Annotated in this window: 17 protein-coding genes; 1 reads left to right on the top strand and 16 read right to left on the bottom strand. The window is 60.7% G+C overall.

Annotation, left to right across the window (positions count from 1 at the left end; genetic code table 11):
- Positions 1 to 144: 144 nt before the first annotated feature.
- The 14 genes from J2Y83_RS00240 to J2Y83_RS00175 all read right to left on the bottom strand — a co-directional run bounded on the left by J2Y83_RS00240 (position 145) and on the right by J2Y83_RS00175 (position 23868).
- Positions 145 to 621 carry a lytic transglycosylase gene (locus J2Y83_RS00240; RefSeq protein WP_253392469.1) on the bottom strand — a complete coding sequence of 159 codons (477 nt, stop codon included), beginning with the start codon at positions 619 to 621 and terminating at the stop codon, positions 145 to 147.
- Complete coding sequence (locus tag J2Y83_RS00235) at positions 621 to 7652, bottom strand: two-partner secretion domain-containing protein (protein WP_253392467.1); 7032 nt, start codon at positions 7650 to 7652, stop codon at positions 621 to 623. Before J2Y83_RS00235 ends, J2Y83_RS00240 begins: the two co-directional genes overlap by 1 nt.
- 31 nt (positions 7653 to 7683) lie before the next feature.
- Entirely contained in the window at positions 7684 to 9405 is a 1722-nt protein-coding gene (locus tag J2Y83_RS00230; protein WP_253392465.1) for a ShlB/FhaC/HecB family hemolysin secretion/activation protein, read from the bottom strand.
- A 432-nt stretch (positions 9406 to 9837) separates the two neighbouring features.
- Complete coding sequence (gene pgaD, locus J2Y83_RS00225; protein ID WP_253392463.1) at positions 9838 to 10320, bottom strand: poly-beta-1,6-N-acetyl-D-glucosamine biosynthesis protein PgaD; 483 nt, start codon at positions 10318 to 10320, stop codon at positions 9838 to 9840.
- Positions 10317 to 11663, bottom strand: coding sequence for a poly-beta-1,6-N-acetyl-D-glucosamine synthase (pgaC, locus tag J2Y83_RS00220; RefSeq protein ID WP_253392462.1), 1347 nt, complete (start codon positions 11661 to 11663; stop codon positions 10317 to 10319). The genes pgaD and pgaC overlap by 4 nt, the downstream gene beginning before the upstream one ends.
- A 2-nt stretch (positions 11664 to 11665) precedes the next feature.
- Positions 11666 to 13663: a poly-beta-1,6-N-acetyl-D-glucosamine N-deacetylase PgaB gene (gene pgaB, locus J2Y83_RS00215; protein ID WP_253392460.1), complete on the bottom strand. Its 1998-nt coding sequence runs from the start codon at positions 13661 to 13663 to the stop codon at positions 11666 to 11668.
- A gap of 12 nt (positions 13664 to 13675) precedes the next feature.
- Positions 13676 to 16156 carry a poly-beta-1,6 N-acetyl-D-glucosamine export porin PgaA gene (gene pgaA / locus J2Y83_RS00210; RefSeq protein ID WP_253392458.1) on the bottom strand — a complete coding sequence of 827 codons (2481 nt, stop codon included), beginning with the start codon at positions 16154 to 16156 and terminating at the stop codon, positions 13676 to 13678.
- A gap of 298 nt (positions 16157 to 16454) precedes the next feature.
- Positions 16455 to 17951 carry a YdgA family protein gene (locus J2Y83_RS00205; protein ID WP_253392456.1) on the bottom strand — a complete coding sequence of 499 codons (1497 nt, stop codon included), beginning with the start codon at positions 17949 to 17951 and terminating at the stop codon, positions 16455 to 16457.
- A gap of 149 nt (positions 17952 to 18100) precedes the next feature.
- Entirely contained in the window at positions 18101 to 18733 is a 633-nt protein-coding gene (locus J2Y83_RS00200; RefSeq protein WP_253392454.1) for an NADH:ubiquinone oxidoreductase subunit N, read from the bottom strand.
- 96 nt (positions 18734 to 18829) lie between these two features.
- Complete coding sequence (locus tag J2Y83_RS00195; RefSeq protein ID WP_253392452.1) at positions 18830 to 20272, bottom strand: efflux transporter outer membrane subunit; 1443 nt, start codon at positions 20270 to 20272, stop codon at positions 18830 to 18832.
- Positions 20269 to 21159, bottom strand: coding sequence for an efflux RND transporter periplasmic adaptor subunit (locus tag J2Y83_RS00190; protein WP_247404227.1), 891 nt, complete (start codon positions 21157 to 21159; stop codon positions 20269 to 20271). Before J2Y83_RS00190 ends, J2Y83_RS00195 begins: the two co-directional genes overlap by 4 nt.
- Positions 21156 to 21365, bottom strand: a complete 210-nt coding sequence (locus tag J2Y83_RS00185) for a DUF1656 domain-containing protein (RefSeq protein WP_046385111.1) — start codon at positions 21363 to 21365, stop codon at positions 21156 to 21158. The genes J2Y83_RS00190 and J2Y83_RS00185 overlap by 4 nt, the downstream gene beginning before the upstream one ends.
- A complete protein-coding gene (locus tag J2Y83_RS00180) occupies positions 21362 to 23440 on the bottom strand; it encodes an FUSC family protein (protein ID WP_253392450.1) in 2079 nt (692 codons plus the stop codon). The genes J2Y83_RS00185 and J2Y83_RS00180 overlap by 4 nt, the downstream gene beginning before the upstream one ends.
- Entirely contained in the window at positions 23437 to 23868 is a 432-nt protein-coding gene (locus J2Y83_RS00175) for a MarR family winged helix-turn-helix transcriptional regulator (RefSeq protein WP_253400321.1), read from the bottom strand. The genes J2Y83_RS00180 and J2Y83_RS00175 overlap by 4 nt, the downstream gene beginning before the upstream one ends.
- A gap of 485 nt (positions 23869 to 24353) precedes the next feature.
- On the opposite strand from J2Y83_RS00175, the gene J2Y83_RS00170 reads away from it, so the two are divergent.
- Positions 24354 to 25532: an integrase core domain-containing protein gene (locus tag J2Y83_RS00170; protein ID WP_425262813.1), complete on the top strand. Its 1179-nt coding sequence runs from the start codon at positions 24354 to 24356 to the stop codon at positions 25530 to 25532.
- Positions 25533 to 25706: 174 nt separating this feature from the next.
- On the opposite strand, the gene J2Y83_RS00165 is transcribed toward J2Y83_RS00170, so the two are convergent.
- The gene (locus tag J2Y83_RS00165; RefSeq protein ID WP_253392446.1) at positions 25707 to 26123 is read right to left on the bottom strand and encodes a hypothetical protein; all 417 of its coding nucleotides are present in this window, start codon (positions 26121 to 26123) and stop codon (positions 25707 to 25709) included.
- A 250-nt stretch (positions 26124 to 26373) separates the two neighbouring features.
- Positions 26374 to 26619 carry a DUF2789 domain-containing protein gene (locus J2Y83_RS00160; RefSeq protein ID WP_253392445.1) on the bottom strand — a complete coding sequence of 82 codons (246 nt, stop codon included), beginning with the start codon at positions 26617 to 26619 and terminating at the stop codon, positions 26374 to 26376.
- Positions 26620 to 26630 lie beyond the last annotated feature (11 nt).

The raw sequence follows: 26630 nt of genomic DNA, 5'->3' as shown, positions 1-26630 counted from the left end.
TGCAACTTGACTGCAGAAAGGATGCAAATAGGATGCAAGAAGGCGGCAAAAAGGGTGCAGATAGGGTGCAAAAACACCGGCGCAAGGCCGGTGCCAGATCAACTTAGCCCCCTTAAAATTTATAATGAAACTTACCTGCCTGTTTCATCTATCAGCTTTTGTTACATCAGAGTAACAACCAAACTTGGGAAGTTTTTCATAATTTCGAGACGGTTCGAAACTTGATCTAGCCTCTTCAATCTCATGAGGATTAAATTTTTCTCGCCTAATAACAAGGCCGCCTTCCTCATTGAAAATGTAGGACTCCCCACCTATGACCTCGTCTCCATCCCCTTCAAACTCACGATGAGTCGCCATAGTCAAAAATAAGTTATCCGCATCTGTTACTTGAAATTGGTAGGTCAGATACTCACGACATTTTTTATCTAAAAAACCGACACCAACCATTCCTTTATCTATGGAGAACTCAACAAAGCAAGATGGCGCAGAGTCCGACCCAATGAGAGCCGTATATGACTCACCCGAGAGATGCCTAGAATGTGCCAGAGATTCATCCATAGGCTCTATCGCAAACTTCTTCATCCGAAACCAAGACTTACAATAATAAATAGGCAGCCCCATCAATACACCTTCCCATTAGTATCTCTAATTAAAACCCCTGCTTTATTGGCAGAGTCCAAGATGGCTTTTGGAATTACTCCATTCTGTGGAGGAACCTCCAGAATAACAGCACCTTGCAATTTTTGACCACCCAAAGACCCACTAGATGGAACTTTCGCAATGGTCGCGCCAGAAGGGTATTTCGTAATGGCCTCACTTATGTAGCTCTTTGCTGTCGCCTCTGAAACCTCAGAAAGCTGTGTCAATTTACGAGAGACGATTTCGCTTTTTATGGGATTATACGAATCAACACGATAATAGCCATTCCCGTCAGGTCGCTGAATATAAACTTCGTTATTCGGGTAGTTTTTAGACTGTAACTTATTAAACTCATTACCCGCATCAAGCCGTTGCAACCATTCAGGTTTAGACGATGGAGCTACAACATCATCTACCTTTTCTGCAGCACCGCCAGTAGCTTTTGCACCCTGCGGTACATCAGGACCCGCAGCTTCACCCTGACTACCCTTCCCTTTCCCTGCTCCAGAGCGCGAGGGTAATGTTACTCCAACTCCAGCCTTGATAGCCTCCGCCCCGAGCTTAACCAACACCCCACCGCCAGCAGAGCTGATATCTGCAGCAATTTTGCTGGAAGCGTCTAGGTTGCTCCCTATCACAAAACCTACAGCAGAAGCAGCACCGCCCTGCCCCTGGGACCTAAGCTTACCTACCAGATCGACGAGTTTCTGATCATCGTTCGCCAACGAGATAGCAATAGCCCTGCAGCGTTGCGGATCGCGCGCGCAGAGCGCATCCAATTCGTCATTTCTCTGCTGATCAAGGGCCGCATACCGCTCCCTAACCGCCCTTTTCTCTTGTTCCGTACTTTTGCTGTCAACCTCCCGAAGCATCTCCTCGACTTCTTTGTGGTAAAGGTAGTTAAACGTCGTCGCCTTCTGGGCAATCTGAGAGCCTTTCTCTAAATCACCATCAACCGCTGCCGCTGCTAACAACCCAGTCAGTTGTGAAAGCATCAAAGTGATGTCTTTATTGCCTTGGGCGGCCCAAGTTAATTGATTGATGAGCGCTTCATTCAACCCAGCCGCCGCAGCCCCGGTTTTGAAATCACTGCCGGTCGCTTCCGCCAGCAATCCGCCCATCAATGCATGAGCAATGATCTTTTGAGGGCTTCCATTCGGGAACGTGACGTAGTCACCCACCCAATTAAAACCGGTAGCCATCGCAACGTTGCCAGCCTCTCCCAGCAAGGCAGCATTGAAATTGTCGCCGAAACTTCCGCCCTGGATGGCCGTAGAAATCCCGCTAGAGATTACCGCCCGACCTCCAGTGCGCAGGGCGATATCACCCGCTGACGTCCAGGTGAAAATATCTTTGGAGGAGTTAGTAACCGCCAAGGTTGAGCCCGCACTCGGGTTAACACCTTGGACGGTGCTAGTACTTGCACCTGCTTTGTCGGCACCAGCGAACCAATTAGTGTCGGCATACTCCAGAGCACCCGCCGTAAAACCAGCAACCGCCGCGCTTTTAAGACTGTCGGTACTAACGGTTTCCTTCAAAGCCCTGCCGAGGTTGCCTTTGTTGTTAATGGTGCTGGTAACACCCGTAGTAGAGAAGCTCGTAGCGACCGCCAGTTGCCAGCCACCTAGACCAAAACCAGCCGGGCCCATAATCGCCGCCATCATGATCGCAATCGCAATCTTGGCACCGGCACCCAGTCCCGAGTTGTCGTACTTGAAGCTCTCGTGAATCTCCTTCACCTGGCGCCAATCAATGTCGCCACGCGCCTCAGCTTGCTTCAGCCAAGCCAGATTGGGATCAGCCTTTACCATCGCATCTACGGTCTGGCTTACGGTCTGCTGATCAACCTGTTTGACATCGATGCGAATGCCTTCGGCGGCCTTGATAACAAGCTGCCCTTGAGCAACCAGCTCGCTCTGACGCAGGGTTTCATCGGTATTGCCTTTACCTTTGGCGCTGAACCACGAGAGGTCGCTTTTGCTCTTGGTGTGGCTCTCATCGTGCAGGTCCTTGACTCCTTCAAAGACGATCGCACCGCTGCTATCGAGAATGATGTCCTTGCCGCTGTTGAGCTTGGCGACTTGGTACAACTGGTCGCCATCACTTTTCAGAGTGAGGTTTCCGCCCGCCTTGATCTCGGTGCCTACTTGAGTCGTGCGGGTTACTTCGTCCATCTGCGCCTTTTTAGCGCCCCAGCTTCCCTTCTCCTTCATGTCATACAAGGTATGCGTACTGTTCTCAGCCGCCAGCAGATTCATCCGCTCCCCGCTGTACAAATACGCTTCATTCCCCGCACTGATCTTGCTCGCCACCAGCGTCGTATCACGCCCGGCCTGACTTCTGAAATCCCCACCCGCGGTCAACACACTGGCCACTTGGGTGGTCTGCTCATCCATCGTTTTGATGCGTTTTTTGCCGTGTTTTTCCTTACCGTCAACACTGTGCACATCGCTGACCGACACCACGTTGAAATCGCGCCCGACGTCGACATTGATGTCTTTGCCAGCGGTGGCCGTGCTACCGATGATGTTTACATCCTGCCCAGCCTTCATATTCAGATTGCCCCCCGCCGTAACGCTGGCGGCGAGGTTTTTCACGTCGGTGGTGATGCTGGATTTGTGCCCGCCGTCGCTGAATTCGTGCTTCACGCGGGTATCGCTGACGGGCAGCAGGCTGAGGTCGCGGCCAGCGGTGAGGGTGACGTCGTTGCCGCCTGCAAGCGCGCCGCGATTGATGAGGTCACGACCGGCCTCCATCACCAGGTTGTCGCGGGCAGTGATGGTGCTAGTGCCGTTGTCGGTGAGGGTGCGCATGCCGGTGCCGTCGCGCACTTGAATCGCGGTGGTGTCGTTGGTGATGTCGCCTTTGAGGGCGGCGAGGTTGACTTGGGTGCCGCGAATTTCACCGGCCATGGCGTTGCGGATGCTGTCTTGGGCCAGCAAGGTCAGGTTGTTGCCCGCTTCGATCAGGCCACCGTTATAAAGACTGCCACCGGCGGCGGCGGAGAGGTTGTTGCTGGCGCGCAGGGTGCCGACGTTGAGCAGGTCGCCGCCGGTGACCAGGTTGAGGTCGCGGCCCTGGATCAGGCTGCTGCCGCGTACATTGCGTGACTCGGCCTGGGCCAGGTAGAGCACCGGCACGAGGACGCTCTGGCCGTCGATCACGCGATTTTCCATCCACACGATGTCGTGGGTCAGTGCGCCGACTTGCTGGCTAGTGAGGGTCACACCGAGGCTCAGGCGCAGGGCGTCTTTGCTGGCCAGCGCGTTGTCCATCAGGTAGCGGAATTGGTCGGCGTCGCTGCTCAAGGCACTGGTGAGGAAGCGTTGGCCGGTTTGCGCGAGCACGGCGTCGCGGATCAGGCGGGTTTCGTATTGGCCATCACCGAGGCGGCGCCAGGCGGTGTCGGCGCTGAAGCCGAGTTTGTCGAGCATGTAGTCGGAGCTGAAGAAGCCCGAGAGGCTGGCAAACTGGGGGTTGGTTTCGATCAGGTAGTGGCTGGTAGGGTCGGCGTTTTTGACGAACAGGCCGTACTCGCCCTTGGGCAGTTGGAAATACGGCGAGGTGGTCGGATCGACTGGGGTGAACGCCGAGCCAGGGGCACTGGCCTGCTGGCTGAGGCTGATGTTAATGCCGCCGACGGGGATGCCGGTCTGGTCGTTGTCGAGGGTGCCGGTCAGTTGCGCTTTCTGGTTTTCCAGCAGCGTGCCGTTTTGCACGGTGTTGACAACTTTGGACAGGTCGACGGTGCCACCGGCTTGCAGGGTGGCGTTGTAGACAAGCGCATCTTTTACGGTCCAGGTAGTGACGTTACTCGCCTCGGCAAAACGCGAGTCACTGGAGCGCGCCTTGAGCGCTTCAAACGTCGCCAGGTCGAAGTGACCGGCAGCAACGGCGGCGCTGAACGCGGGGACTTCGACGTACTCAACGTGGTCCCAGTAATGTTTGTCAATTCTTCGCGGAGTGCCGATAACGATGCTGTTCTGCCCAGTGCGGGTGCCCGCGCCTTGGTTGAGCAGGTTATTCGCGACGATGCCGAGGTTGCCGTTGGCGGCCAGCAGGCTGTAGCGGTTCTGGACGTTGTCGCCCTGGATCAGCATGTCTTTGCCGGCGACCAGGCGCGCGGGCGCCGAGTCCTTGAGCGCGGATTCGAGGAAGGTCTGGTTGATGCGTATCTCGCCGCGCTTGTACGAGTAGTCCCCGTCGCAGTGCTGGCCGCATTGCCAGTACACACTCCCGGTGGTCACGGTCCGCCCCAGCTCGAACACGGCCTTGGCGTTTTCCACGAATGCGGCGTTGATGCCGATAGAGCCTTCGGCTTCAACCGTGCCCGACAGGTTGCTGAACACTCCCGCCTGACCACCATCGCGCGCGGCGAACGTCAGGTTGCCCTGGGTGTAGACGTCGCCATAAACGTTACTGAAGCCGTTGCCGCGCAAGGTCAGGTCGGCACCGCTGAACAGCAGCGAATCCGCGCCATTGCTGATGCCGTTGACGGCCGTGAGGTTCACCGGCCCCTGGGCGCCGAGGGTGCCGCGGTTGTTGATCTGCAGCGCGGCGATATCCAACTGCTGGCGTGCAGTCAGGTAGCCGAGGCTGTCGAGGGTGCCGCTGAGTTTCAATTGCGTGGTGGTGCCCGCCAGGCGCCCGCCGTTCTGGCTGAGGTTATTGGCCTGCACGGTGAGCTTTTGCAGCGCCGATACTCGGCCATTGTTGGTCATGTCGCCGCTGAGCGTGATGTTCAGGTCACCGTCGCTGAGCAGTTCGCCGCCATTGTCGAGGCTGGCTACGTCGAGGATCAGGCCCTTGCCGCTGGCCATGCGATCGCCGGCCTTGAGGGTCAGGTTCTGAGTGCTTTTGTAGGTCAGGACTTCATTGAGTTGCACGCGCCCCAGGCCATCAACTTTGCCGAAGGACCAGTCGGCGGTGCCCAGGCCATTGATGTCGCCTTGGCTGCCGCTGAGGCTGGCGGTTTTGACGCGGAACAGGCCGCTACCGGCGTGCTGCAATTGGCCGGCTTGGTTGTTCAAGTGCCCGGCATCGAGGCTGAAGGCCTGGCTACCGAACTCAAGAATGCCCTTTTGGTTGTTCACCTGGCCGCTGAAGTCGAGGCTGCTGCTGGTGCCAGCCAGGCTGCGTACTTGTCCGCCTGCGCTGTTGTCGAGATTGCCGCCGCCGAGGGCCAGACCCTGGCTGGCTTCGATCAGGCCACCACGGTTGGTGAGCGTGTCGCGAGCCGTCAGGTCCAGTCGGTTGCCGCTGATCTGGCCATTGGCGCTGTTATCGAGGGTGGCACCGTCGAAGGTTAACAATTCTTTGCCGAACAGTTTGCCGCCACGGTTGGTCAGGGCTTTAACGGTCAGCTTCAGGTTGCCGAGTTGGCTGGCCAGTGTGCCGTTGCTGTTGTCGAGCGTGTCGGCTGTCACTGTCACGGTGTTGGCGACGAGCAGGCTGCTCTGGTTATTGAGGTTGCCTGCGTTGACCGTCAAGTCGCTGGCAACGATCTTGCCTGCACTGTTGTTCAGTGCGGCGCTGCTCAGCACCAGGCTGCCACCGGCCATTTCGATACGGCCCTGACGGTTGTCCAGGGACGCGCTGTCGAGAGTCGCCGCCTGGCCTTCACCGAAGCGGAGCAAACCGCCCAGGTTGACGATGGCCGGCGCATTGATCGCCAGGCTTTGTACGCCATACACCCGTGCCGCTTTGCCTTGGTTGACCAACTTGGCCGCATCGATGCTGACGGTTTTACCCTGAATGACGCCGTCCTGATTGGTCAGCGTTTGCGCGACAGTGATCGCTAATGTGCGGCTGGCCAGCAGGTTGCCGGTGGTGTTGACAGTTTGCGCGTTGACCACCAGGTCGCCGGTGGCATTGCGGCTGTTGTCGGGGGCGACGCCGGCTTCGATGATGCCGGGGTTGGTCACTGTCGTCGCATTGATTTCGATACGCTGACCGGCCGCCACACTCTTCTGGTTGACCAACGCCTGGGCGCTGGTCACTTGCACGTTGCCGGTGGCGTAGACCCTATCGGTGAGGTCGATATTCTGCGCGTTGACCGTGACGTTACCGGTGGCCGCTGCCTGCGCCATGCTCAAACGCCCATTGGCGTCCAATTGAATATCACCACCACTGGCCGCCAACGTACCGTCGAGCTTCACGCCCACACCGGCTTCGGTGCCGACCAGTTTGATCGCCCCGGCGTACATGCCGCCCAAGGCGCTGGAGTCGATTGCCAACTCAGGCTTGGCGCTGCCGTCATCGGCGCGTGCGGTGGCGTTCAACGTTTGTGCATCCACGTCATTGCGACCGGCAATCACGGTGAGCTGGCGCGCATTGATCTGCGCATTGATCTTGGCCGAGCGGGTGATGATTTCGAAGCGGTCGACGTTGCTCGCGTTCAGGCCCTGGCCGTCAATGGTCACGGCGCCGCCGTCGACCTGGTAGCTCTTCAGTTGACCGGTCGGATCGATGACGGGTTTGCCGGTGGTCAGGGTGGCGTTGGGGGTGTTGATGAAGCCGCAGCCGTTGCAACTGATGCCGTAGGGGTTGGCGACGATGACCTTGGCTGACTGCCCCGCTACTTCGGTGTAGCCACGCAACTGGCTGGGGTTGCCGCCGTTGACTTCGTTGAGGATGACGCTGGCCGCGCCGCCCTTGAGGTTGGGGTTGCCGACGATGTAGCCGCCCAGTTGGGTGTTGGTCACCGCGCCGCTGGCGTTGTTGAGGATCACGCCGTTGGGGCCGACGTTGTAGTCCTTGAACTGGTTGTGCGACAGGCCACTGCCGTTCGGTGTGGCGATGTTCACCACCGGCACGCCATTGCCCGCGGCGCCGACGCTGGTGCCGGGCGCGCTGACCACGATGCCCTCGGCCTGGGCCAGCAGTGGCTGCCAGAACAGCGCGTTGGCGAGGATCAAGGCCAGCCCGCGCTTGGGCAGGCCGAAGAACGCGTCGCGCGGCTTCAGGGCGGCAGAAGGTTGGCGGGCCAGGAAGGCAAATTGGCGAACATCCATTTTCAAATTCTCGATGTAACGGGGCGTTGAATTACAGGAAGAAATCCATGCGGAAGTAGATCGGCGCTTCGCGCTCGCTCATCACTGCCGGGCGTTCCAGAGAATGGGCAAACGTCACGCTGGCGCTGACGTGTTTGCCCCGGGCGAACAGCTCCAGGGAGTTGCTCGAGACCCGACCGTGCACGTCGTCGTTGTAGCGACCGTGGCTGATCACACCTTGGTCGTAGCCGACGCTGGCGCCGTATTCGGCAAAGGCCGGGCGCAGCCAATCGAGCGTCACCGGGCGCGCCCAGCGCACGTCGTTGCGCCAGTAGGCGCCGCTGTCGCCGCTCAGTTGCTGGTCTTTGAAGCCGCGCACCGAGGCCGAGCCGCCGAGGCTGATGCGCTGCGGACTGAACAGGATGTCTTCACTGCGTTGGCCGGTGGCCAGGCTGGAAAAACTGAACGACTCGCCCCACAGCGTGAACGGCTGCAGGAAGCTGGCGGTGGCGGTGTATTTGCGATAGCGCGCGTTGGGCTGCCGATTGCCTGCGTCATCGCGCTCGTCCTGGGCCTGGGCATCAAGCAAGCCGATGCCGTTCTGCATGCCCAGGTCAACGTTGACGAACCCGCTGCCGATGCGGCGCCCGTGGTTGAAGCCCAGTTGCAATTCGCTGAGGCGGTTGCTGCTCGAGGCGGTACGGGTATCGAGGATGTAGTTGTTGGTGCGCAGGTGCGCCACGCCGACGTTCAGCGATGTCTTGCTCACATCGTCACGATGGACCACCCGCTCGGCGCGCAACTGGTGATTCTGGTTGTCGCCGTTCTGCTTGAATTTGTAGTCGTTGGTCACGCCAAAGGTGCGGTAGTCGCTCTCGTTGTAGGTGTAACTGAAGTTCCACCAGCCCCACGGCACGTTGTAGTAGAGCATGCTGTTTTTCGAGGTTTTCTGGTGGTCGCTGACGGCATCGTGGCCGCCGCGCAGCACCAGTTGGTCGGCCAGGCCGAGCGGGCTGTCCCACTCCAGGCCGGCGCCCCATTGCTGTTCGCCGGTGCTTTTCTGCCCGTCGTTGTTGCGCGACAGGCTGGCGCGCCAGGGCTTTTGCGGGGTGTTCTTGACCACGACGTCACTGCCGCCCACTTGGGTGCCGGGGGTCAGTTCCATTTGCGCCTGCTTGGAGGGCAGGCGGTTGAGCTGGTCCACCAGTTGCTCGACTTCGCGCAGGTTGAGCGCCTCGCCGACCTTGCCGGGAAAGGCCATGGCCAGCTCGCGATCGGTCACGCTGCTGCCTTGGGCACCTTTGAGTCCTTCGAGTTTGCCTTCGACCACCAACACCTGGAGGTGGCCGCTGGAAAGGTCTTGCTGCGGCAAGTAGGCGCGGCTGGTGACCCGGCCTTTGTCGATGTAGTAATCGGTGATGACCTTGAGCAGTTCATTGAGCTGCGACACGCCCAGGCACTGGCCGACATAGGGTTTGAGCAGGCGCTGGCGGTCGGTGGCGGGCAGGCTGTCGGCGCCTTTGAGCGTGATGTCCCGGATCGGGAAGCAACGGCTGTCGGCGGGCGTGGCCGGGGCCTGGGGCTTGGCTTCTTTGCCGGGCAGGTCCTTGAGCTCGTCGAGGCGCCGGCGCTGCTCGTCGAGCAGGCGGTTCTGGCGGTCGCGGATCAGGTCCTGATCGCCCGGCGTGGGGGCGGCCGTGGCGCTGTTCAGGCTTAACCAGGCGAGCAGCAAAGTACACAGAAGATACCGAGTCCGTGGCAATAACAAAGACATGTTCGATCCGTCGAAAATCAAGGCGCGGCAAACTAACATCGAACTTCGGCTGATCCAAGGAACTGGATCAGTTGCACGCAAGTTCTAGATAGTTTTGCAACACACTGATTTATAACCATAAAAATAATCAAAACAGATAAGAAAGCGCTCACCGGAAGTATTATTCCGACAAACGGCAACTATTTTGATGTTGATTCAGCGAATAACTTATTAATTGCCACTACTTGGCCATCAAGTTATTGCCGAGTTAGGTTAGTACCGGGAAAGACGGAAAAGTTCGCAGGCGTTTTGTGAACCAGGGCTCATTTATCGACATTGCAGGGCAAGCCGATTGGCGACGAGCGGCAAGCCTGATGCTGCAGAACCGCTGGAGGCGCTGTAGAGCCTCGTCGGGGCTCCACAGCGACCACAAAGAGCGGCTTGGTTTGACCTTCAGCCGACGTCCTTGCCTTTTTCCTGGCCGGGCACCAGGGTCAGCGGCGGGCGTTCCACGTCGCGCGAGACATGCGACTTCACGTCCTCGACGCCGCCGTGCTCGTCGTTGTGGATGACCAGCACACCGGGCCTGCGCAGTTGCTCCAGTTCCCCCTCGTCCAGCTTGAAGCTCTCACTGAGGTTCTTATCACTGAGCGCATTGGCCTCGGCGCGGCGCTGGGCGAACTTGCGTCCCTTGCGTTGCTGGTAACGCGCCCAACTGATCAGGATCACCGCGTTGAACAGGGCGATCCACAGGTAGATCTGCAGGGTGTTGAGCGCCGCGAAAATCGGCGCTTCCAGGCGCGGGCCACCATGGCTGTCCAGCATCGACGTAATGCCGCGCGCCAACAACCAAATCAGCCCGGCCCAGGCCAGCAGGGTCAACACCACATCGATAACCCACATCACCGGGTTTTGACGAGTTCGGACCAGTTTCATGATCTCGCGTCCTTATTGACAGGTTTGATTCCGCGATCCGGGCTGACCCAGCGCGCACGCTTCTGATGCTGCTTGAACAACACCTTGGGAAAACTGACCAGCGTGGTGAACAAGCTGACCAGCCAGAACACCATCGGGTACCACACGGTCCAGAACAGGGTTTTCCACAGGTCCTTTTCGTAGCGCCGGTCGATCAGGATGCTCACGGCAAACTGCACCAGGCACACCATCGCCAGCACCAGCCCGGTAAACGCCGGCGGCACCAGGGAGTCCACCGCAATCGCTTGGGGCAAGACCATGAATTTGCCCAGCCCCCAGAAGATCACCGACAACAGGAAGGTGAAGGCCCAGCCGGTGGACAGGCAGTATTCGAACAGCAGCGGCCACAGGTAGCGATGCCGCCATTGCCAGATGCCTCGGATGTTCTTGAACAGCACTTCGGCGCCACCCTGGGCCCAGCGCAGGCGCTGTTTCCACAGGCCACCGACGGTTTCGGGCATAAGGATCCAGCACAGGCCGCGCGGCTCGTAGAAGATGCTCCAGTGATCGAGTTGCAGCTTCCAACTGACATCGATGTCTTCGGTGATCATGTCGGTGCTCCAGTAGTCGACGCGGTCGAGCGCCTTTTTACGGAACGCCACCACCACACCGGACACCGTGAAGATCCGCCCGAACACGCGCTGGGTGCGCTTGATCAAGCCGATGATCGAAGAGAACTCACCCACCTGCACGCGGCCGATCAAGGTCGAGCGCGTGCGGATGCGTGGGTTGCCGGTCACGGCGCCCAGGCGCGGGTTGTCGAGCATCGGCGCCACCAGGTAAGCCGCCGCGTTTTTGTCGAGCAGCGCATCGCCGTCGATGCACACCAGGTACTCGCTGCGCGCCGCCACGGCGCCCATGCGCAAGGCCACCGCCTTGCCCTGGTTGTGCGCCAGGTGCAGCACCCGCAGGCGCGGATGCTCCAAGGCCAAGGCATCGAGCACCGCCGCCGTGTTGTCTTTGGAGCCGTCGTTGACGGCGATCACTTCAATGTTCGGGTACAACTGGCCCAGCGCCGCATGAATGGTCTCGGCGGCGTTATCGCCTTCGTTGTAGCAAGGGATGATGATCGAGATCAGCGGGTTGCCGGCCAGGGTCGGTGCCGGCGTGTCGTCTTCCCACGGCCAGTGGCGTTCCCAGTGCATCCAGAAGTACAAGCCGCCGGCGATCCACAGCGCCGACATGAACAGCGGGTAGAAAAACACGAAGTCCATCAGGAATTGCCCGGTGATCAGGAAGATCAAGCCCAGGGGCACGCCCAATACCAACGCCAGTACGAATAAAGCCAGGATTCTATCGAACATGGTCAAGGGTTCCATTGGTTGGAAAGGGCCGGACGCACGGTTTTCAAGTCCGGGGAATTTTCCAGGAAGTTGTCCGGGTAGTAGCCAAAACTCGTGACCCCCTGGCGTTTGAGTACGCCCATCCATTCGGCCAATTGCGCACCGTTCAGGTCCGGCGCGGCCTTGGTGCGCCAGTCTTTGGCTTGCAGTTCGAATACGGTACGGTCCAGTGCGCCGGGACGCGCCTTGACCGTGGCGACCAGTTTTTCCAGCCAGGCGTTGGAATTTTTGAGCGTCTCGCCTTCCATCAGCGGCATGGCCATCGGCGCGGTCCAGTCATAGGCCTGGAGGAAGTCATCGAGGTTCTGCGCGAACCACGCTTCGCTCGACGGATTGAGCATCGGCTCGGCGAAGATATTGCGCGCGGTCTGCACCTGTGGACCACCGATGGCGCGGACCTTGGCGGTCAGCTCCTGGGTGAAATCGATCAGGTAGCGGCTCTTGAAGCGCGTCCAACGCTGCATCACCGCCGGGTCGGCGCGCAGGGCCGCGATGCTGGCGGGCAGGCCGTTGGCGGCATAGACCTTGAGCGCCGCAGGGCTGGCGTCTTCGAAGTCGGACAGCAACGCATCGTCGTGGTATAGCACGCCGTCGATGGCATTGTTGCGGGCCAGGTCCTCATAGATCTCGCCAATGATCTTGCGCACCTGCGGGTCGAACGGCGACAGGCGCTGGTATTGATCCGGGTCGAGGCCGACCTTGCCGGTCTCCGGGTCCCAGCGGGTCACGCGCGGCAGCTTGGGGTCGAGGGCGAAACTGAGCACCGGCATCCAGGCATACACGCTGGCATGGGCACGGGTGTGCAACTGCCAGGCGACACGGTTGAACAGGTCGGCACGCACCGGCAAGTGGCGGTTGGGGAAGTACAGCTGATGCACCAGGCCGTCACCCTTGGGGTCGGCGAAGGCTTGCAGGAACACGGTGCCCGCGCCCATGTCCACCACGCGCTGCACCAGTTGGTCGAGGTTGCGCGCTTGTTGGGCCGGGTCCGGGTCGTAGACGTTATCCAGGTCCACATGCAGCACCCGCAGCGGTGCCTGGGTTTGCACCGCGACGATGCTGTTGGCGAAATGTTCGCCGTCCGGGTCGGACGCCACCAGGAAGCGCGGGCTGTTCATCAGGTTGGACGAGCTGTCGAGGCCATCTTCCAGAGTCAGGGCCATCTCATAGCCCTGCTCGCCGACGATCGCCAGCGAGGTGCCCTTGGCTGCGCCGTAGGGCCATACCCACACCCGCGGAGCCTTGCCGGTGACGCTGCGGATCTTGTTGGAGATCGCCACGACATCCGCGCGCATCCGCGCCTCGAACTGCGCCTGGGTTTCATAACGGCCGGTGGCCGGATCGAAGCGCAGGGAGGTCGCCGCCGGCTCCAGGTTGCCCTGGGGGTTGGCCAATATCCCTTTGTGACTGGCATCGGTGTGCGCGGCGATTTCCACCAGGCCGGAGCGGGACACTTCGCGGATCTGCTGCCAGGTCAGGAACTCACCTCGCGGGCGCGGTGAGCCGGCGAAGTCCACCGGTTGGTTCAGCGGCGTGTCGATCCAGGTGCCGACCGGCGCGAGCAGGGCCGGCCAGTGATAGGCCCGCAGTATCGGCATCACGCGGGTATAGAAGCTCGAATAGCCATCATCGAAGCTGAGCATCACGGCTTTCGGCGGCAACGCCGGGCCGCCACGGCGGGCCGCGAGGATCTGGTCGACACTGACCGCCTGGTAACCGTTCTCCCGCAGCCAAGCCAACTGCTCGATCAAACGTTCGGTACGCACCGCCACCACCGCCTGGTCGGGGTCGCGATCCTCGACGTCGTGGTAGGCAATGCCCAGGAAATGGTTTTTCGGCCACGGCACTTCGTTGGCCGGGGTCGGCCGCTCGGCGGGTGGAGTGAAAGGGGCGGGCTGCTGGGCACAGGCACTGGCCAGCAATACACCCAAGACCAGCAAGCAACGGCTGAGGACAGTCATGGTCAGGCTCTTCTAGAAACGGTAAGTGAGGTCGACGAGCAGGCGCAGATCGCGTTCGCGATCACCGTCATAGGGTCGGCTGATCAGGCTCAGGTTGGCGCCGGCTTCGAGAACGTCGTTCCAGCGAACGCGTTGGCCGTAACCGATCAAGCCGACACCGCCGGTGGAATAATCCCTCTGGCTATACGTACCCGCTCCGACTTGGAACTGCTGACTCCACTGGGTCTCGTAGCGGTGATAGAGCACATGGTTGACGGTGACAGTGGGCAACACGCTGAAGTCCGACTTCGGGTTGAAGTACACCGTGTCGGCCTTGCTGTTGTGGCTGGCGCTGACTTCCAGGCCCAGGTCCACTTGCACGCCCGGCGAGCTGTAGATGCCCTCGCGGCCGGTGAGCAAGGTTTCGATGCGGTCGTTGCCGTCGCTGAAGTGCGACGGGCTGAGGGACAGCTTCCACTCACGGCTTTCATTGGCGCGCCAGCGGATGAAGCCGCTGCCGCCGTTGGCCGTGATGTCGGCGTTCAGCGCACGTATCGGTGTGGTGGCCGAGAGGTAATCGAGGCTGGCGCCGTATTGCCAGTTATCGTTGATGTCGCGGGCGATCGACACGCGCGCGCCCTGTTTGGAGCCAAAGCCGTAGGAGTGGTTGGACACCTCGGCTTCCAGGGTCATGTCGCGGGTCCGCCGCTCCACCCCCACACGCTGCCAACGGTGCTGGCCGGTGCCTTCGGAGAAGTCGGCGGTGGCGTAGCCGGCGCCGGCGAACAAGCGCCAGTCTTCATCAATGGGCGGCGTGTAGATCACGCTTTCAATGCCCCAGTCACGGCTACCGGTGACAGCCCCCACGTCACCGTTATTACCGCCGCCATAGCTTTTGCCGGTGTAGGCCTCGACGCGCACTTCGGCCATGTCGTGGACGCTGCGCAGGCGCTGGAGGCGCTGCACTTGGCGGCTGTCGGGATTGCGGGCGATGACGTCGTCGGCGAGCACGTCGAGTTGGCGCCACTCCTGCAGATCCATGGCGGTGTAGGCCTGGGACACTTCCAGGCTGATGTCGCGCGGCACCTGGGCTTCGGTTTCCTTGAGGATCGCTTCGGCGCGCCGTGGCAGGTCGCGGGCGCGGTACATGTCAGCCTGGGCCAGGCGCAGGCCGACGTTGCCCGGAGCCCGTGCTACCAGGGCATCCAGGCCGGCTTCGCTGCCCGGCAGATCGCCCCCGTACACGCCGGACTGCGCCGACAGTTGCTGGGCATCCATCCATGCATCGTTGGGGTTGCCGATGGGCAGGCCTTTGAGTTCGACCCGCGGTTTCTGGTTGTCGGCGAGGGTAGTGGCAACCTTGCGGGCTTCGAGACCTTTGTCGCTTTCCTGCAGGGCGTAGAACAAGGCCGTGCTGTCTTCGACCCGATCATCGGGCTCGGCGTCGGTGGCGCTCAGCGCCTGACGATACAGCGGCTCGGCCTTTTCCGGCTGGCGCTGGTCGAGGTAGGACGCCGCCACCCAGCGCACCGCATAGGTTGGCAGTTGCACGCCTTCGGCCGTGAGGGTTTCGTACTCGCGAATCACCTCGGCGGTACGCGCCCGGGCCTTGAGCGCGCCCAGGCGGTCGATGCGCCAGCGCACCACGTCGTCATGGGCACTGGCGTCGGGGGTCCAGCGGGCGAGCAGTTTGTCATAGTCCTGCAGGGCACGGTCGGCGATGACGTAGCGTTCTTTTTCAGTGCGCGTAGCGAACTCGGCCATGCGTACCCGCTCGGCGGCCAGGTCGCCTTCGAGGCGGCGCTGGGTGACGGCGTCCACCAAGCCCGGACGCTGGGCCGCCAGACGCAAGGCCGGCTCCGGCAGGCGGGCCTTTTGCAGGGCGACGATGTATTCGCGGGCGACTTCGGGCTTGTCGCCGGCGCGGATAAACGCTTGGTCGAACTCGAACAAAGCGTCGTAGTTCAAACCGGCGCGGGTCAGCGCGTAGCCCAGGGCCATGCGCCGGTTGGGGTCGTCGGGCTTGGCCGCGACCATTGCGCGGGTGCGCTGCACCGCCTCGCTGGCTTGGCCGCCGTCGGCCTGGGTCAATGCCAGGCCGAGTTGCAGGTCGGTATTGTTCGGTTCACGCAGCAATGCCTGGCGATACACCGCCTCGGCCTTGGCCCACTGCTGTTGGTTGCGATAAGTGCGTGCCACCGTGGCGAGCGCCTGGGTGTTCAGGTTGCGATTCTTGCCCTGGGCTTCATACACCTTCAGCACTTCGGCGTCCTGGCCGGCCCACCCGGCGATCACCAGATGGTCGCTGACCTGCCCCGGCGTCTGGCGTTCGGCAGACAGCTGGCGCAGTTGGGTCAGCGCGGGGGTGAAGTTGCCGTTGCGCGCCTGGATGATCAGCGCGTCATAGGCCGGGTCGGCCACGGCAAAGGTGGGCATCAGCAACTGACTGCACAAGGCGACCCCGACGAGCAGTCGCAACCGGCCTGATGCACTGAGTGGTGGGTTTGGCAACATATCGTGAGCTTCCTTACACACGGAAAGCTGTAACGATAGGTGGTCCTGAGCAATTTGCTGCAGGGTGCCGGCGTCTCGGGACCCGGCCTAGCTTTCCTGTGGGAACTATCCCTCAAGAAAATAGGAAAAAGTCCAATTCAGAACAATTGTTCAGAATTGCCCGACACACTAAAAAAATGAATACGGGGGCGGACTTGCCGGAGATAACGAGGTATCAGCCAATCGCCATGGCGACTATTTGACCCGTATCACCCGCAACTCCGCCCCCGCAGATTTTTTTTTAACGGTGCCGCAATTATTACTGCGCGCCGCTCATCGCACCGACTTTGGACATGAGGAAGGTGAGGAATTGTTCAACGGTCATCTTCTGGCCGTTGAACGTCACTTCGTTGTTGGCATAGTGCAGCTTGGACACCACGTCGCTGCCGACCAGGGTCGCCAGTTGCGTGCCGACGGCCACGCCGCTGACCATCTCGCTGGCCAACTGGGATTGCTGCTCGATTGCTTCAGGTTCGGTCACACCGGCGAGCTGCGCCTGCAGGGCGGCAACGTCAGCGATCATCGGCTTGGACAGGCTCAGGTTGGCATCGAGCAACGCGATGATCTGCTTGCCCAGCTCCATCGGCGGCAGTTCCATGCTGCTCGGCTTGGCCAGGTCCACGATCAGGTTGAATTTGCTTTCGCCACGGGTGGTTTTCAGCGACAGGTTTTCCACCGCCACTTGCGGCTTGGCGGCCAGCAGTTGGTTGACGTTGGTATCGGCCAGGGCTTGCTCGGCGTCGCTCAGTTGCAGCTCGGGTACCGGTTCACCGGCGGCAGCGGCGGCCTGCACGGGCGCCATTTTGTCCTGATAGAGCTTGGTCAGCACCAGCATCGACGGCACGTCGACGTTTTTCATGCTCAGGGCCATGGCGGCTGAACCCACGGGTTTGCCCTGGTAACCGATCTCGTCGATCTTGTAGTCGACGCGGCCGGCCAGGTTGTTGTCCTTGGTTTCGCTGGTGTCTTTCTGCTCGAAGCCCTTGAGGGTCAGCACGGCCTTCTGCGGGCCCATGGTGAGCTTGGTGTCGCTCAGTTCCACGGTGTTCTGCCCGGTGTAGAAGCCGAACGTGGATTTATCCAGGTTGCTGGCCACGGTCAGCCCGGCCAGTTCGGCTTCGAACGGCGCGCCATTGGCGTCGACGACGGCGACCTTGAGGCTGTTCATGTAGCCGTCGGCCTTGACCTTCTTGCCTTCGGCGCTGCCGTCGAAGTTCAGGTTGGCGCCGGAGAAACTCACGGAAGACTTATCGTCCTTGAACTCCAGCGGCAGCAATTCGACGTTGCCGTTGACCGAAAGGCTGTAGCCGATGTTGGCCACGCCCTTGAGCGGCGACACGTCTTTGGCGGCGGCAAACCACTTCTCGGTGGTGGGGTTCTTTTCCAGCTCATAGTGACTGGTGGCCATGACCGGCAGCCATTTCAGCGTGACCAGGCGCGAGACTGGCAGCGGGCCGTGTTCGATATGGTCGACGAACAGCAATTCAGGGTTCGGGTTGTCTTCGCCGAAGACCGCGCCTTGTGCTTTCAGGCGGTAATGGGCGGTGCTGCTGAATACGCCACGTTCCAGGGACACCAGCTCAAGGGCCATCGTGCCGTCGACACCGGCCATGGAGGTCTTGAGTTCCTTGTTGGCGTTCTGGATCGCGGTTTGCAGCACCGGTTCCAGTTGTTTACCGGTGAACCAGGCGCCGCCTGCACTGACGACGCCAACGGCGACAACGAAACCCAAAAGAACGACTGCTGGCTTATTCATGAAGTGACCTGATCAAATCCTGTGAGAAGTGGGCTGTCTTCCTTGAACCCCAAGTGAGGTTGGCTCAAGCCCGCCGAAAAACGGGGGGAAGATTAGCACTGGGGGCCGCGAACGGCCCAGACTTTCAGAGGGATCAGTTCTACACAAGTTCAGGAGTATTCCATTTCGATCTCGTCCAACTGGTGGTCGAAACTCTTCAAACGGGCGGTCCAGGTGTACACCAACACCTCGAATTCACGGTGTATCACGGCATTGCCGGGGGTATCGACCTTGGGATCACAAAAGTCCAATTGGTAGCGCTCTCGGGCCATCTGCGTGGCGACATCGGACAATTCCCGCGCGTTATTCAGCCAATGCCTACCCTCGGCAACTTGTCGATCGAGCAGCACGCATTGTTTTTTCAGGGTTTCGAGACTTTTTTCCAGCGGCGTGCCGGTCAGGTCGCCCATGACTTCCTGGAAGGTGCGCCCGGGCTGCCAATAGCTGCCCCAGAAATAGCGGTCGAACACGGTTTCGACCCGGCGCAGGGCGACCTTGGTGTCCCAGATCGCAACGCGGGTCTTGCCTTGTTCGAGGAGCTTTTTCTTCACCTTTTGGTTTTGGTAGGACGCCCAGGCGACGACGCCGATGGACAAGGTGCCGATCACCAGGCAGGCGCTGTCGAGAAACACCATGGCCGTGTCGATTCGGTGAGCGAGCATGACGCCGTAGAAGTAGGCCGCCGATAACAACACCAGTGCGAAGCACACGCACCAGAAAGCGGGAGCATAAGGGTTTTTCATTATTGGAATCCCCATGAGCAAACGCGAGCTGTGTCAGGCGAGCCCCCTGTCGGTCAAAAAACATGGCGGCCCGCCTGACAAAGCATAGCTACCTGCTCAGGGTTTGCCGGGCTGTGAGGCTTGCGTTCGTCCGCTTTCCCAACCGCCGCCCAGGGCCAGGAACAGATCGATCTGGCTCATGGCAACCTGGGTGTTGGCCGCCGCCAGTTGCGCGCGCACATCGGTGTAGGTGCGCGTGGCTTGCAGGTCGGCCAGGAACGACGCACGGCCGGCCTGGAAGAAGCGGTGGGTCTGGTCGGCGGCTTCCTTGGCCGATGCGTCGGCTTCAGCCAGCGCATCGCGGCGCTGTAACTGCGCGGTGTACTGCGCCAGGCCGGTCTGGGTTTCGCGGATGGCGTTGAGCACCACCCCGTCGAAGTGCGCCAGGGCGCCCTGGGTTGCCGCTTCGGACTCGTGGATGCGCGCACGGGCGCCATTGGTCGGTACGGTCCAACTGATCATCGGGCCAAACCCCCAGCGGTTGGCGGCGGGCGTGCCGAGGTTGTCGAGCAGCCCGACCGTGCCAATGCTGGCTCCGATGCTGATATCCGGATACAGCGCGCCCGTGGCCACGCCGATACGTGCGGTGGCGGCGGCCAGTTGGCGTTCCGCCTGGCGCACGTCGGGGCGACGTTTAAGCAGCGTCGCGCCATCGCCCACCGGCAGCAGTTGGGCGATGTGCGGCAGTTCGGCGCACGTGCCGGTGCCCGCCGGCAGTTGGTCCACCGGCTTGGCCAGCAGCATCGACAGGCGGAACAGCCCGGCCTGGCGCGCAGCTTCGTAGCGCGGCATATCGGCGCGCAAGGATTTGTACTGGGTTTGCGAGCGGGTGACCTGGGTTTCATCGCCGCGCCCGGCGTCGCGCAGGCGCTGGGTCAGCGTCGTGCTCTGGGCTTGCAGGTCGAGGGATTGGTTGGCGATCGCCAGTTCTTCGTTGGCCGCGCAAACCTGTGTGTAGGAACGCACCACATCGGCGACCAGGGTGATCCGCGCAATATCGGCTGCGGCCTGGGTTGCATCGGCGCTGGCCTGGGCGCTTTCGATGCCGCGTTGCAGGGTGCCGAACAGATCGAATTGATACGAGGTGGTGATGCCCACGCTACCGATATTGCCCACCGGGACTTTTTCCGAGAGCAAAAACGCTTCACCGGACTCTTGCAGGCGCTGGGCCTCGGCCTTGGCGCCGGCACTCCAACCGCCGACAGATTGAGCCTCCTGCACCTGATAGCGCGCCCGCTGCAAGTTCGCGGCGGCGACGCGCAGGTCGGTGTTGGAGGCCATGGCCTGGCGCACCAGTTCATCCAGGCGCGGGTCTTTGTACAGCTTCCACCAGTCGGCCGGCACCGGCGCCGAGACCACGTTGGCGCCCTCGCCCGCCAGTTGCCCTTGCAGGTCGCCACGGTTCATCGCGGCCGTGTCCGGCAGTCGGTAATCCGGGCCGACCACCTGGCAGGCTGACAACAGCACACCCAGCGCAGCGGTTGCCACAATCTGCTTCATGGCTGGGCTCCGTCCTTGGGCTTGTCGCCGATGATCGACACCGTCGCCGTGCGCCCGGCGATCATGCGAAAGTCCGCCGGCACCTCGTCAAACGCAATGCGCACCGGAATCCGCTGGGCCAGGCGCACCCAACTGAACGCCGGGTTGACGTTGGGCAGCAGGTTGGCGCCGCTGCTGCGGTCACGGTCTTCGATACCGGCGACGATGCTCTGCACATGGCCGTGCAGGCGGGCGCCGTCGCCAATCACACGGATATCGACGCCCATGCCGACGTGGATGCCGTCGAGCTTGGTCTCTTCGAAGTAGCCGTCGATGTGGAAGGAGTTGCTGTCCACCACCGACAGCACCGGGTGCCCGGCGGTGACGAACTCCTGCGTGCGCGGCGCACGGTCGTTGACGTAGCCGTCCACCGGGCTGCGGATCACCGAGCGGTCGAGGTTGAGTTGGGCCGAGTCCACCGTCACTTGCGCTTCGGCCAGGGCCGATTGGGCACGGGCGACGCGGGACTGGCTTTCTTCCAGTTGCTCGCTCGGCACCAGATTGCCCAGGCCACGGTTACGCTTGTACTCGCGCTGGGCCTGGGCCAGGGTTTCCTGGCGGTCGGCCACGGCGGCCTGGGCCTGGCGCAGGGCCAACTTGAAGCGGTCCTGATCGACGGCGAACAGCACTTGGCCTTTGCTCACCAGTTGGTTGTCGCGCACGTCGACCCGCTGGATCAATCCGGACACGTCCGGGGCGATCTGCACGATGTCGGCACGGATGTGGCCGTCACGAGTCCAGGGCGCATACATGTAGTACATGACCATGCGCCATACGACGACGACCGCGAAGCTCACGATCAACAACGTCAGGACGACACGGCCGATGGTCAAAAAAGGTTTTTTCATGTCATCAGGTATCGACTGAGTGAGTCCACCGCGCCCAGTAACAGCGCGTAGAGCCCCACGTTGAACAATGCCCGGTGCCAGACCAGGCGATAGAAGTGCAGACGGGTCAACAACCCATGCACCAGCAAAAACAACACGTAAGCAATGCCCATCAGCACCAGCAACGTGGGCAGGAACACCCCGCTGATATCCAGATCACCGATCATAAAGGCGCTCCATCAGGCAGCGGCGCTTCGGTCTCGGTGCCGCCAATCAATTCCACGCCGGGCAACAGCGCCAGGCGCAGGCCCGCCAGGGCATGCAACAGATGCAGGCGGGTGTCGTCTTCGTCTTGCAGGCCTTGGCCGTTGAGGGCGCGGCGCGTGCGGTCGAGGATCATCAGCAGGCCGCTGGGCGAGGGCAAGCGTCGACCCGCCTTGAGGCAGGCCTTGTAGTAAGCGCCGACGCCTTCCACCACTTGGCCGAGCAACACCCGCGGTACGCCGTAGATCCGTGGCGAGTAGGCCAGCAGGTCGAGCAGGTTCAGCGCCACGCGCAAATCGCGCAGGGCGACCCCGGTGTCATGGCCGATGATCGCCAGGCGCGGCAGGTGCTGCATCAGGCGGTCGAGCATTTGCGCGGCCAGGTGCCGGTGTTCGGCCAGGGTCGCCGGTTCGGTCAGGCCGACGATGTCGTACCAGGTGAAACGGGTCAGGCGCTTGGCGGCCAACTCGGCACCGAAGGGCCGCGCGATCAGCGTCCACACAAAGGCAAACAGCAGGCCCACAGGCCCGGCCAGGTTGACGTTGGCGAAGTTGAGGAAGTCGGCGTCATAAGCGCCCTGGATGCTGATGAACGACGAGGTGTTCACCAGCGTCAGCAGCATGCCCAGGTAGAAACGCGGCTGTACCGTGAGTGTGCCGATGCAGATAAACGGCACCGCGAACGCCAGCACCAGCATGGGGAAATCGTGCAGGTTGGGCAGCACCAGGAACAGATACAGGCTGGCGAACAGCACCGACATGGCGGTCCAGAAGAAAAAGCGGTAGATCTGCGGCGCCGGGTCGTCCATCGACGCAAAGAAGCTGCAGGCGACGGCCGCCAGGATCACGGCGCTGCCGCCGTCGGTCCAGCCCAACAGAATCCACAGCACCGAGGCGACGATGATCGCGGTGACGGTGGAAAACGCCGAGTAGAGCATCAGGCCTCGGTCGAGAAACGGCGTCAGCCGGCCCAGGCGCCAGTGGCGGTACACGGCGCGCCAGGTGTCCTGGCTTTCGCATTGGATCGCGGCCTGCAGGCTGCGGCAGTCTTGCCACAGGTCGATCCACTCACCCAGGCGATACAGGGCGTTGGAGAACAGCAGCATGTGGCGATCGTCCAGCGCTTCGCCTGCCGGTTGCAGCGCGTCGAGTTGGTCACGCAGGGTGCGCCAGCGTTCCAACGGGGCCGATTCGGTGGTGCTGTGCAGCCACTGATCCGTCGCCTCCAACAACGGCGCGAGCGTTTCGAGAAACTCCGGCGCACGGTGTTCGATGGCGTACAGCGCATCGTCGAGCGCATCCACCACCGGCAGCAGGTGGATCATCCGCCCGCGCAATTCCTTGGTGTTGCGCACCGTCTGCGGCCGGGCGCCTTCGTGGGGCAACTGGCCGATCATCAACTCCAACGTGTTGAAGGTGGCGACCATGCCGCCGCGCAAGGCGCTGACTTCCGCCGGCGCCACGTTGCGGCTCAGAAAGCGCTGGCTGTAGACCTGGGCGTCGCTGAACCACTTGGCCACCGAACCATCGAACACCGGCATCAGGCGCCGTGGCCAGAACATCGCGCCGACCACCGCCGCCACCGCGATGCCGAGAAAGATTTCCTCGGTGCGCGCTTCGGCCACGTCCCACACCGTCAGGGGGTTGTCCACTACCGGCAAGGCGATCAGCGGCAAGGTGTAGCCGGCCAGCATCAAGGCGTAGTTATTCGCGGTGCGCAGGTGCATGGAGAGAAACAGCAGGGTGCCCGTCCACAACGCAATCACCACCACCAGCAGGTAGGGCGATTGCACGAACATCGGCACGAACACCACCGCCGCCGCCGCGCCCATGAAGGTGCCGATGGCGCGGTACAGCGCCTTGGAACTGGTCGGCCCGACAAACGGGCTGGAGACGATGTACACCGTGGCCATCGCCCAGTACGGACGCGGCATTTGCATGAGCATGGCGATGTACAACGCGATCATCGACGCAGCGAACGTGCGTGCCCCGTAGAACCAGTCCTTGGCCGGCGGCATGCCGGTAAAAAATCCCCTCAAGATGCCGCAACCGCATGATGTTGATGGGCGGCTTCAAAGGCGCGCAACACACGCAACGCAGCCTCCATGTCGGCAGGCGCGATATCGGCCAGCACGTCGCGGCGCAGACGCACCAGTTGCGCCTCCACCGCCTGCACCAGCTCGCGACCACGCACGGTGAGGCTCAAAGCCTTGGCGCGGCGGTCGTGGGCGTCTTCAGCGCGGCACACATAGCCGCCGCTGCACAGTTGATCGAGCAGGCGCACCAGCGACGGGCTTTCCATCCCCGAAGCCTGGGCCACTTTGACTTGATGCACGCCGTCGCCCAGGCGGCCGATCATCAACAACGGCACGGCGCAGGCTTCGGAAATACCGTAGCTCACCAGCGTGCTCTGGCAGATTTTGCGCCAATTACGGGCGCCCACCACCATGCTGCTGCTGAGGTTCATCTGGAGTTGTTCGAGGGTCTTGGGCACTGGATCATTCACATACAGTTAGTTTGCTAACTAACAATATGGTGGATGGCGCTGAATGCGTCAAGTTTTGAAACATTTTAGCGGATGCGTGGCGTGGGTAAGTAAAGCGGCTTTCAGTGTGAGGGTTGGATCTTCAACGATAGCCGCAACGCCGCATGACCCATGTGGGAAGGGGCTTGCTCCCGATAGCGGAGATTCAGGCAACACATGGTTGACTCATCTGCCGCTATCGGGGGCAAGCCCCCTCCCACATTTGGATCGGTGTCGGCTTCAGGATCGCTGTGCAGCCTGCCGTTCAGGCTGCGCGTGGGTAAGTAAAGCGGGTTTCAGCGATAGCCGCAACGCCGCATGACCCATGTGGGAGGGGGCTTGCCCCGGTACAGACCGGAGACATCCTTTACGTTTGAAACCGGAGACATCGTTTACATGTATTAATCATGGCCAGGAGGTAACTGGCCATGTCATGGAATCGAGAGTCCCCGATGGATCAAAAAGTCAGATTGATAGGCGACTGGCTGTCCGGCGCCTATTCAAAACGTCAACTGGCATTGAGCTACGGCATTAGTCGACCGACCTTGGACAAGTGGCTGCAACGGTATGCCACTGCTGGCCTGGACGGGCTCAAGGACGCCTCACGCCGTCCACTCTCAAGCCCTTTTCAAACGTGCGATGCGCATATTGCTGCTCTAATCGAGCTCAAGCATCAACACCATGACTGGGGCCCCAAAAAGCTGGTCAAGGTCCTTTCCAATCGCTATCCGGAATGTCATTGGCCGGCACCCAGCACGGCAGGGGAATGGCTCAAACGAGCGGGACTGGTTCAAGAGCGGCGCAAGCGCAATCGCCCGCCTACCGGCCCCGTCAAACTTCGCCCGGCAGATCTCCCCAATCAAACGTGGGCCGCTGACTTCAAAGGCGACTTTTTAATGGCGGATGGCCGACGCTGTTACCCGCTGACACTCACGGATCAGGCCAGCAGATTCATATTGTTGTGTCGTGCGCAGCCCAGTGTGGCTGGGGCCCGCGAGGGTTTTGACTGGGCTTTTCGCGAGTACGGTCTGCCTGATGTCATCCGGACTGACAACGGTTCACCCTTCGCCTCAACCGGTCTCAGCAGGCTCTCGAGTCTGGCCGTCTGGTGGATACGACTGGGTATCTACCCAGAGCGTATTCAGCCGGGGCGACCCGATCAGAACGGGCGGCATGAGCGTATGCATCGCTCACTCAAGGCCGCGTTACTGAAGACGCCAGAAGCCAATATGGTGCAGCAGCAGTTGGCGTTTGAACGATTTCGACAGGAATTCAATCATGATCGGCCGCACGAGGCGTTAGACATGAAGGTGCCGAACGATCTGTACGATAAATCGCCAAGGATCTATACAGGCTGGGTACCTCCTGCCGAATATGGAGCGGATATGGAGGTACGCAAGGTCAGAACAGACGGGTCAATGAAGTGGAGGGGCAGGATGATCTTTTTGAGTGAGTCACTGGTAGGAGAGTCCGTTGGACTGCGAGAAGTGGACGACAACGTGTGGGACATGTACCTATGTAACTATCCACTGGGTAGGCTAGACAGCGGTGCAAGCCGGCTATCCAGCACCCAGAAACGTAAAGGATGTCCCCGGTCTCGTTTGTAAAGGATGTCTCCGTCCGTACACCCCGATAGCGGAGGTTCAGGCAACACATGGTTGACTCATCTGCCGCTATCGGGGGCAAGCCCCCTCCCACATTTGGATCGGTGTCGGCTTCAGGATTGCTGTGCAACCGGCTTATTGACCGCTCAGTCTCCTAAGTGGCTCTGCCGGAAAATATCAGCACCTTTTGCTCCACCGCCAGACGCTCCAGACTTTCACTGCCTCGGATACAACAACTAACGCAGCCATTAACACCACGTTGTAGTTAGGAACAAGCTGAGCACCCACTAGCAACAGCGAAACAGAAGGCACAATAAAAGCCAATCGCAAGGGTGTTTGAAGGTAAGTAATCCACCTCACCTGTTCACGTCCAAGAAAGAACAGCAGGCACGAGATCACGATGGAAACTTGCAGCAGCATGGCAAAGCCGAACATGTATAACTGCACAACGCTATGCTCACGCAGTATCCACAAAGCATTTTCAAGATCGCTTAAATAAGGAGTCCTTCCCTCTATTGCGCTGGCCACTGCATAGCGAATCAGATAAAGGGCATCCATGGTCCCCCAAAACCAGAAGATCTGCTTGCGCGTCATTTTTTAACATCCTTGTATTCACTAAGAAGTGGTCAACGCCTGTAAATATGGGTTCCTCACTCTGCCCGCTATCATCCACTTCCTTTTAGTCGATAGGAAATTTCCCAATCTCGTGTATCACCCGTCCCAGCACGCAGGTCGATTGCCATGGTGCGAAGCTTTCCAGAAAAAATTAACTGGGCCGCTTACAGCCCAGTTTTTTTACCGCACACCATTTTTTTTACATTGCCGCGCTTCAGCAAAGATTTTTTTACACCTCTCGACCTCGCCGCAACATCAGGTTCAACTCATCCACCACTTCAGCCCAATCCGCATCCTCCAGAATTTCCTCACGCAAAAACGCCTTCTGGCTATCGGTCCAGAAAAACGCGTCGGCCAGTTGCAGCTCCGGCTTGAGCGGTGAATGCGTGGTGATGAACTGCTCGATGCCGGCCGGGTCGTCGGCCAGGCCGAGTTGTTTGAACAGGGAGGGCAAGCTGTGTTCAGGCGATTGCATGATGAGCTCCG

It is taken from the genome of Pseudomonas marginalis (assembly GCF_024169655.1).
GTDB lineage: Bacteria > Pseudomonadota > Gammaproteobacteria > Pseudomonadales > Pseudomonadaceae > Aquipseudomonas > Aquipseudomonas paraveronii.
This window is presented reverse-complemented; position numbering and strand designations above follow the sequence as displayed.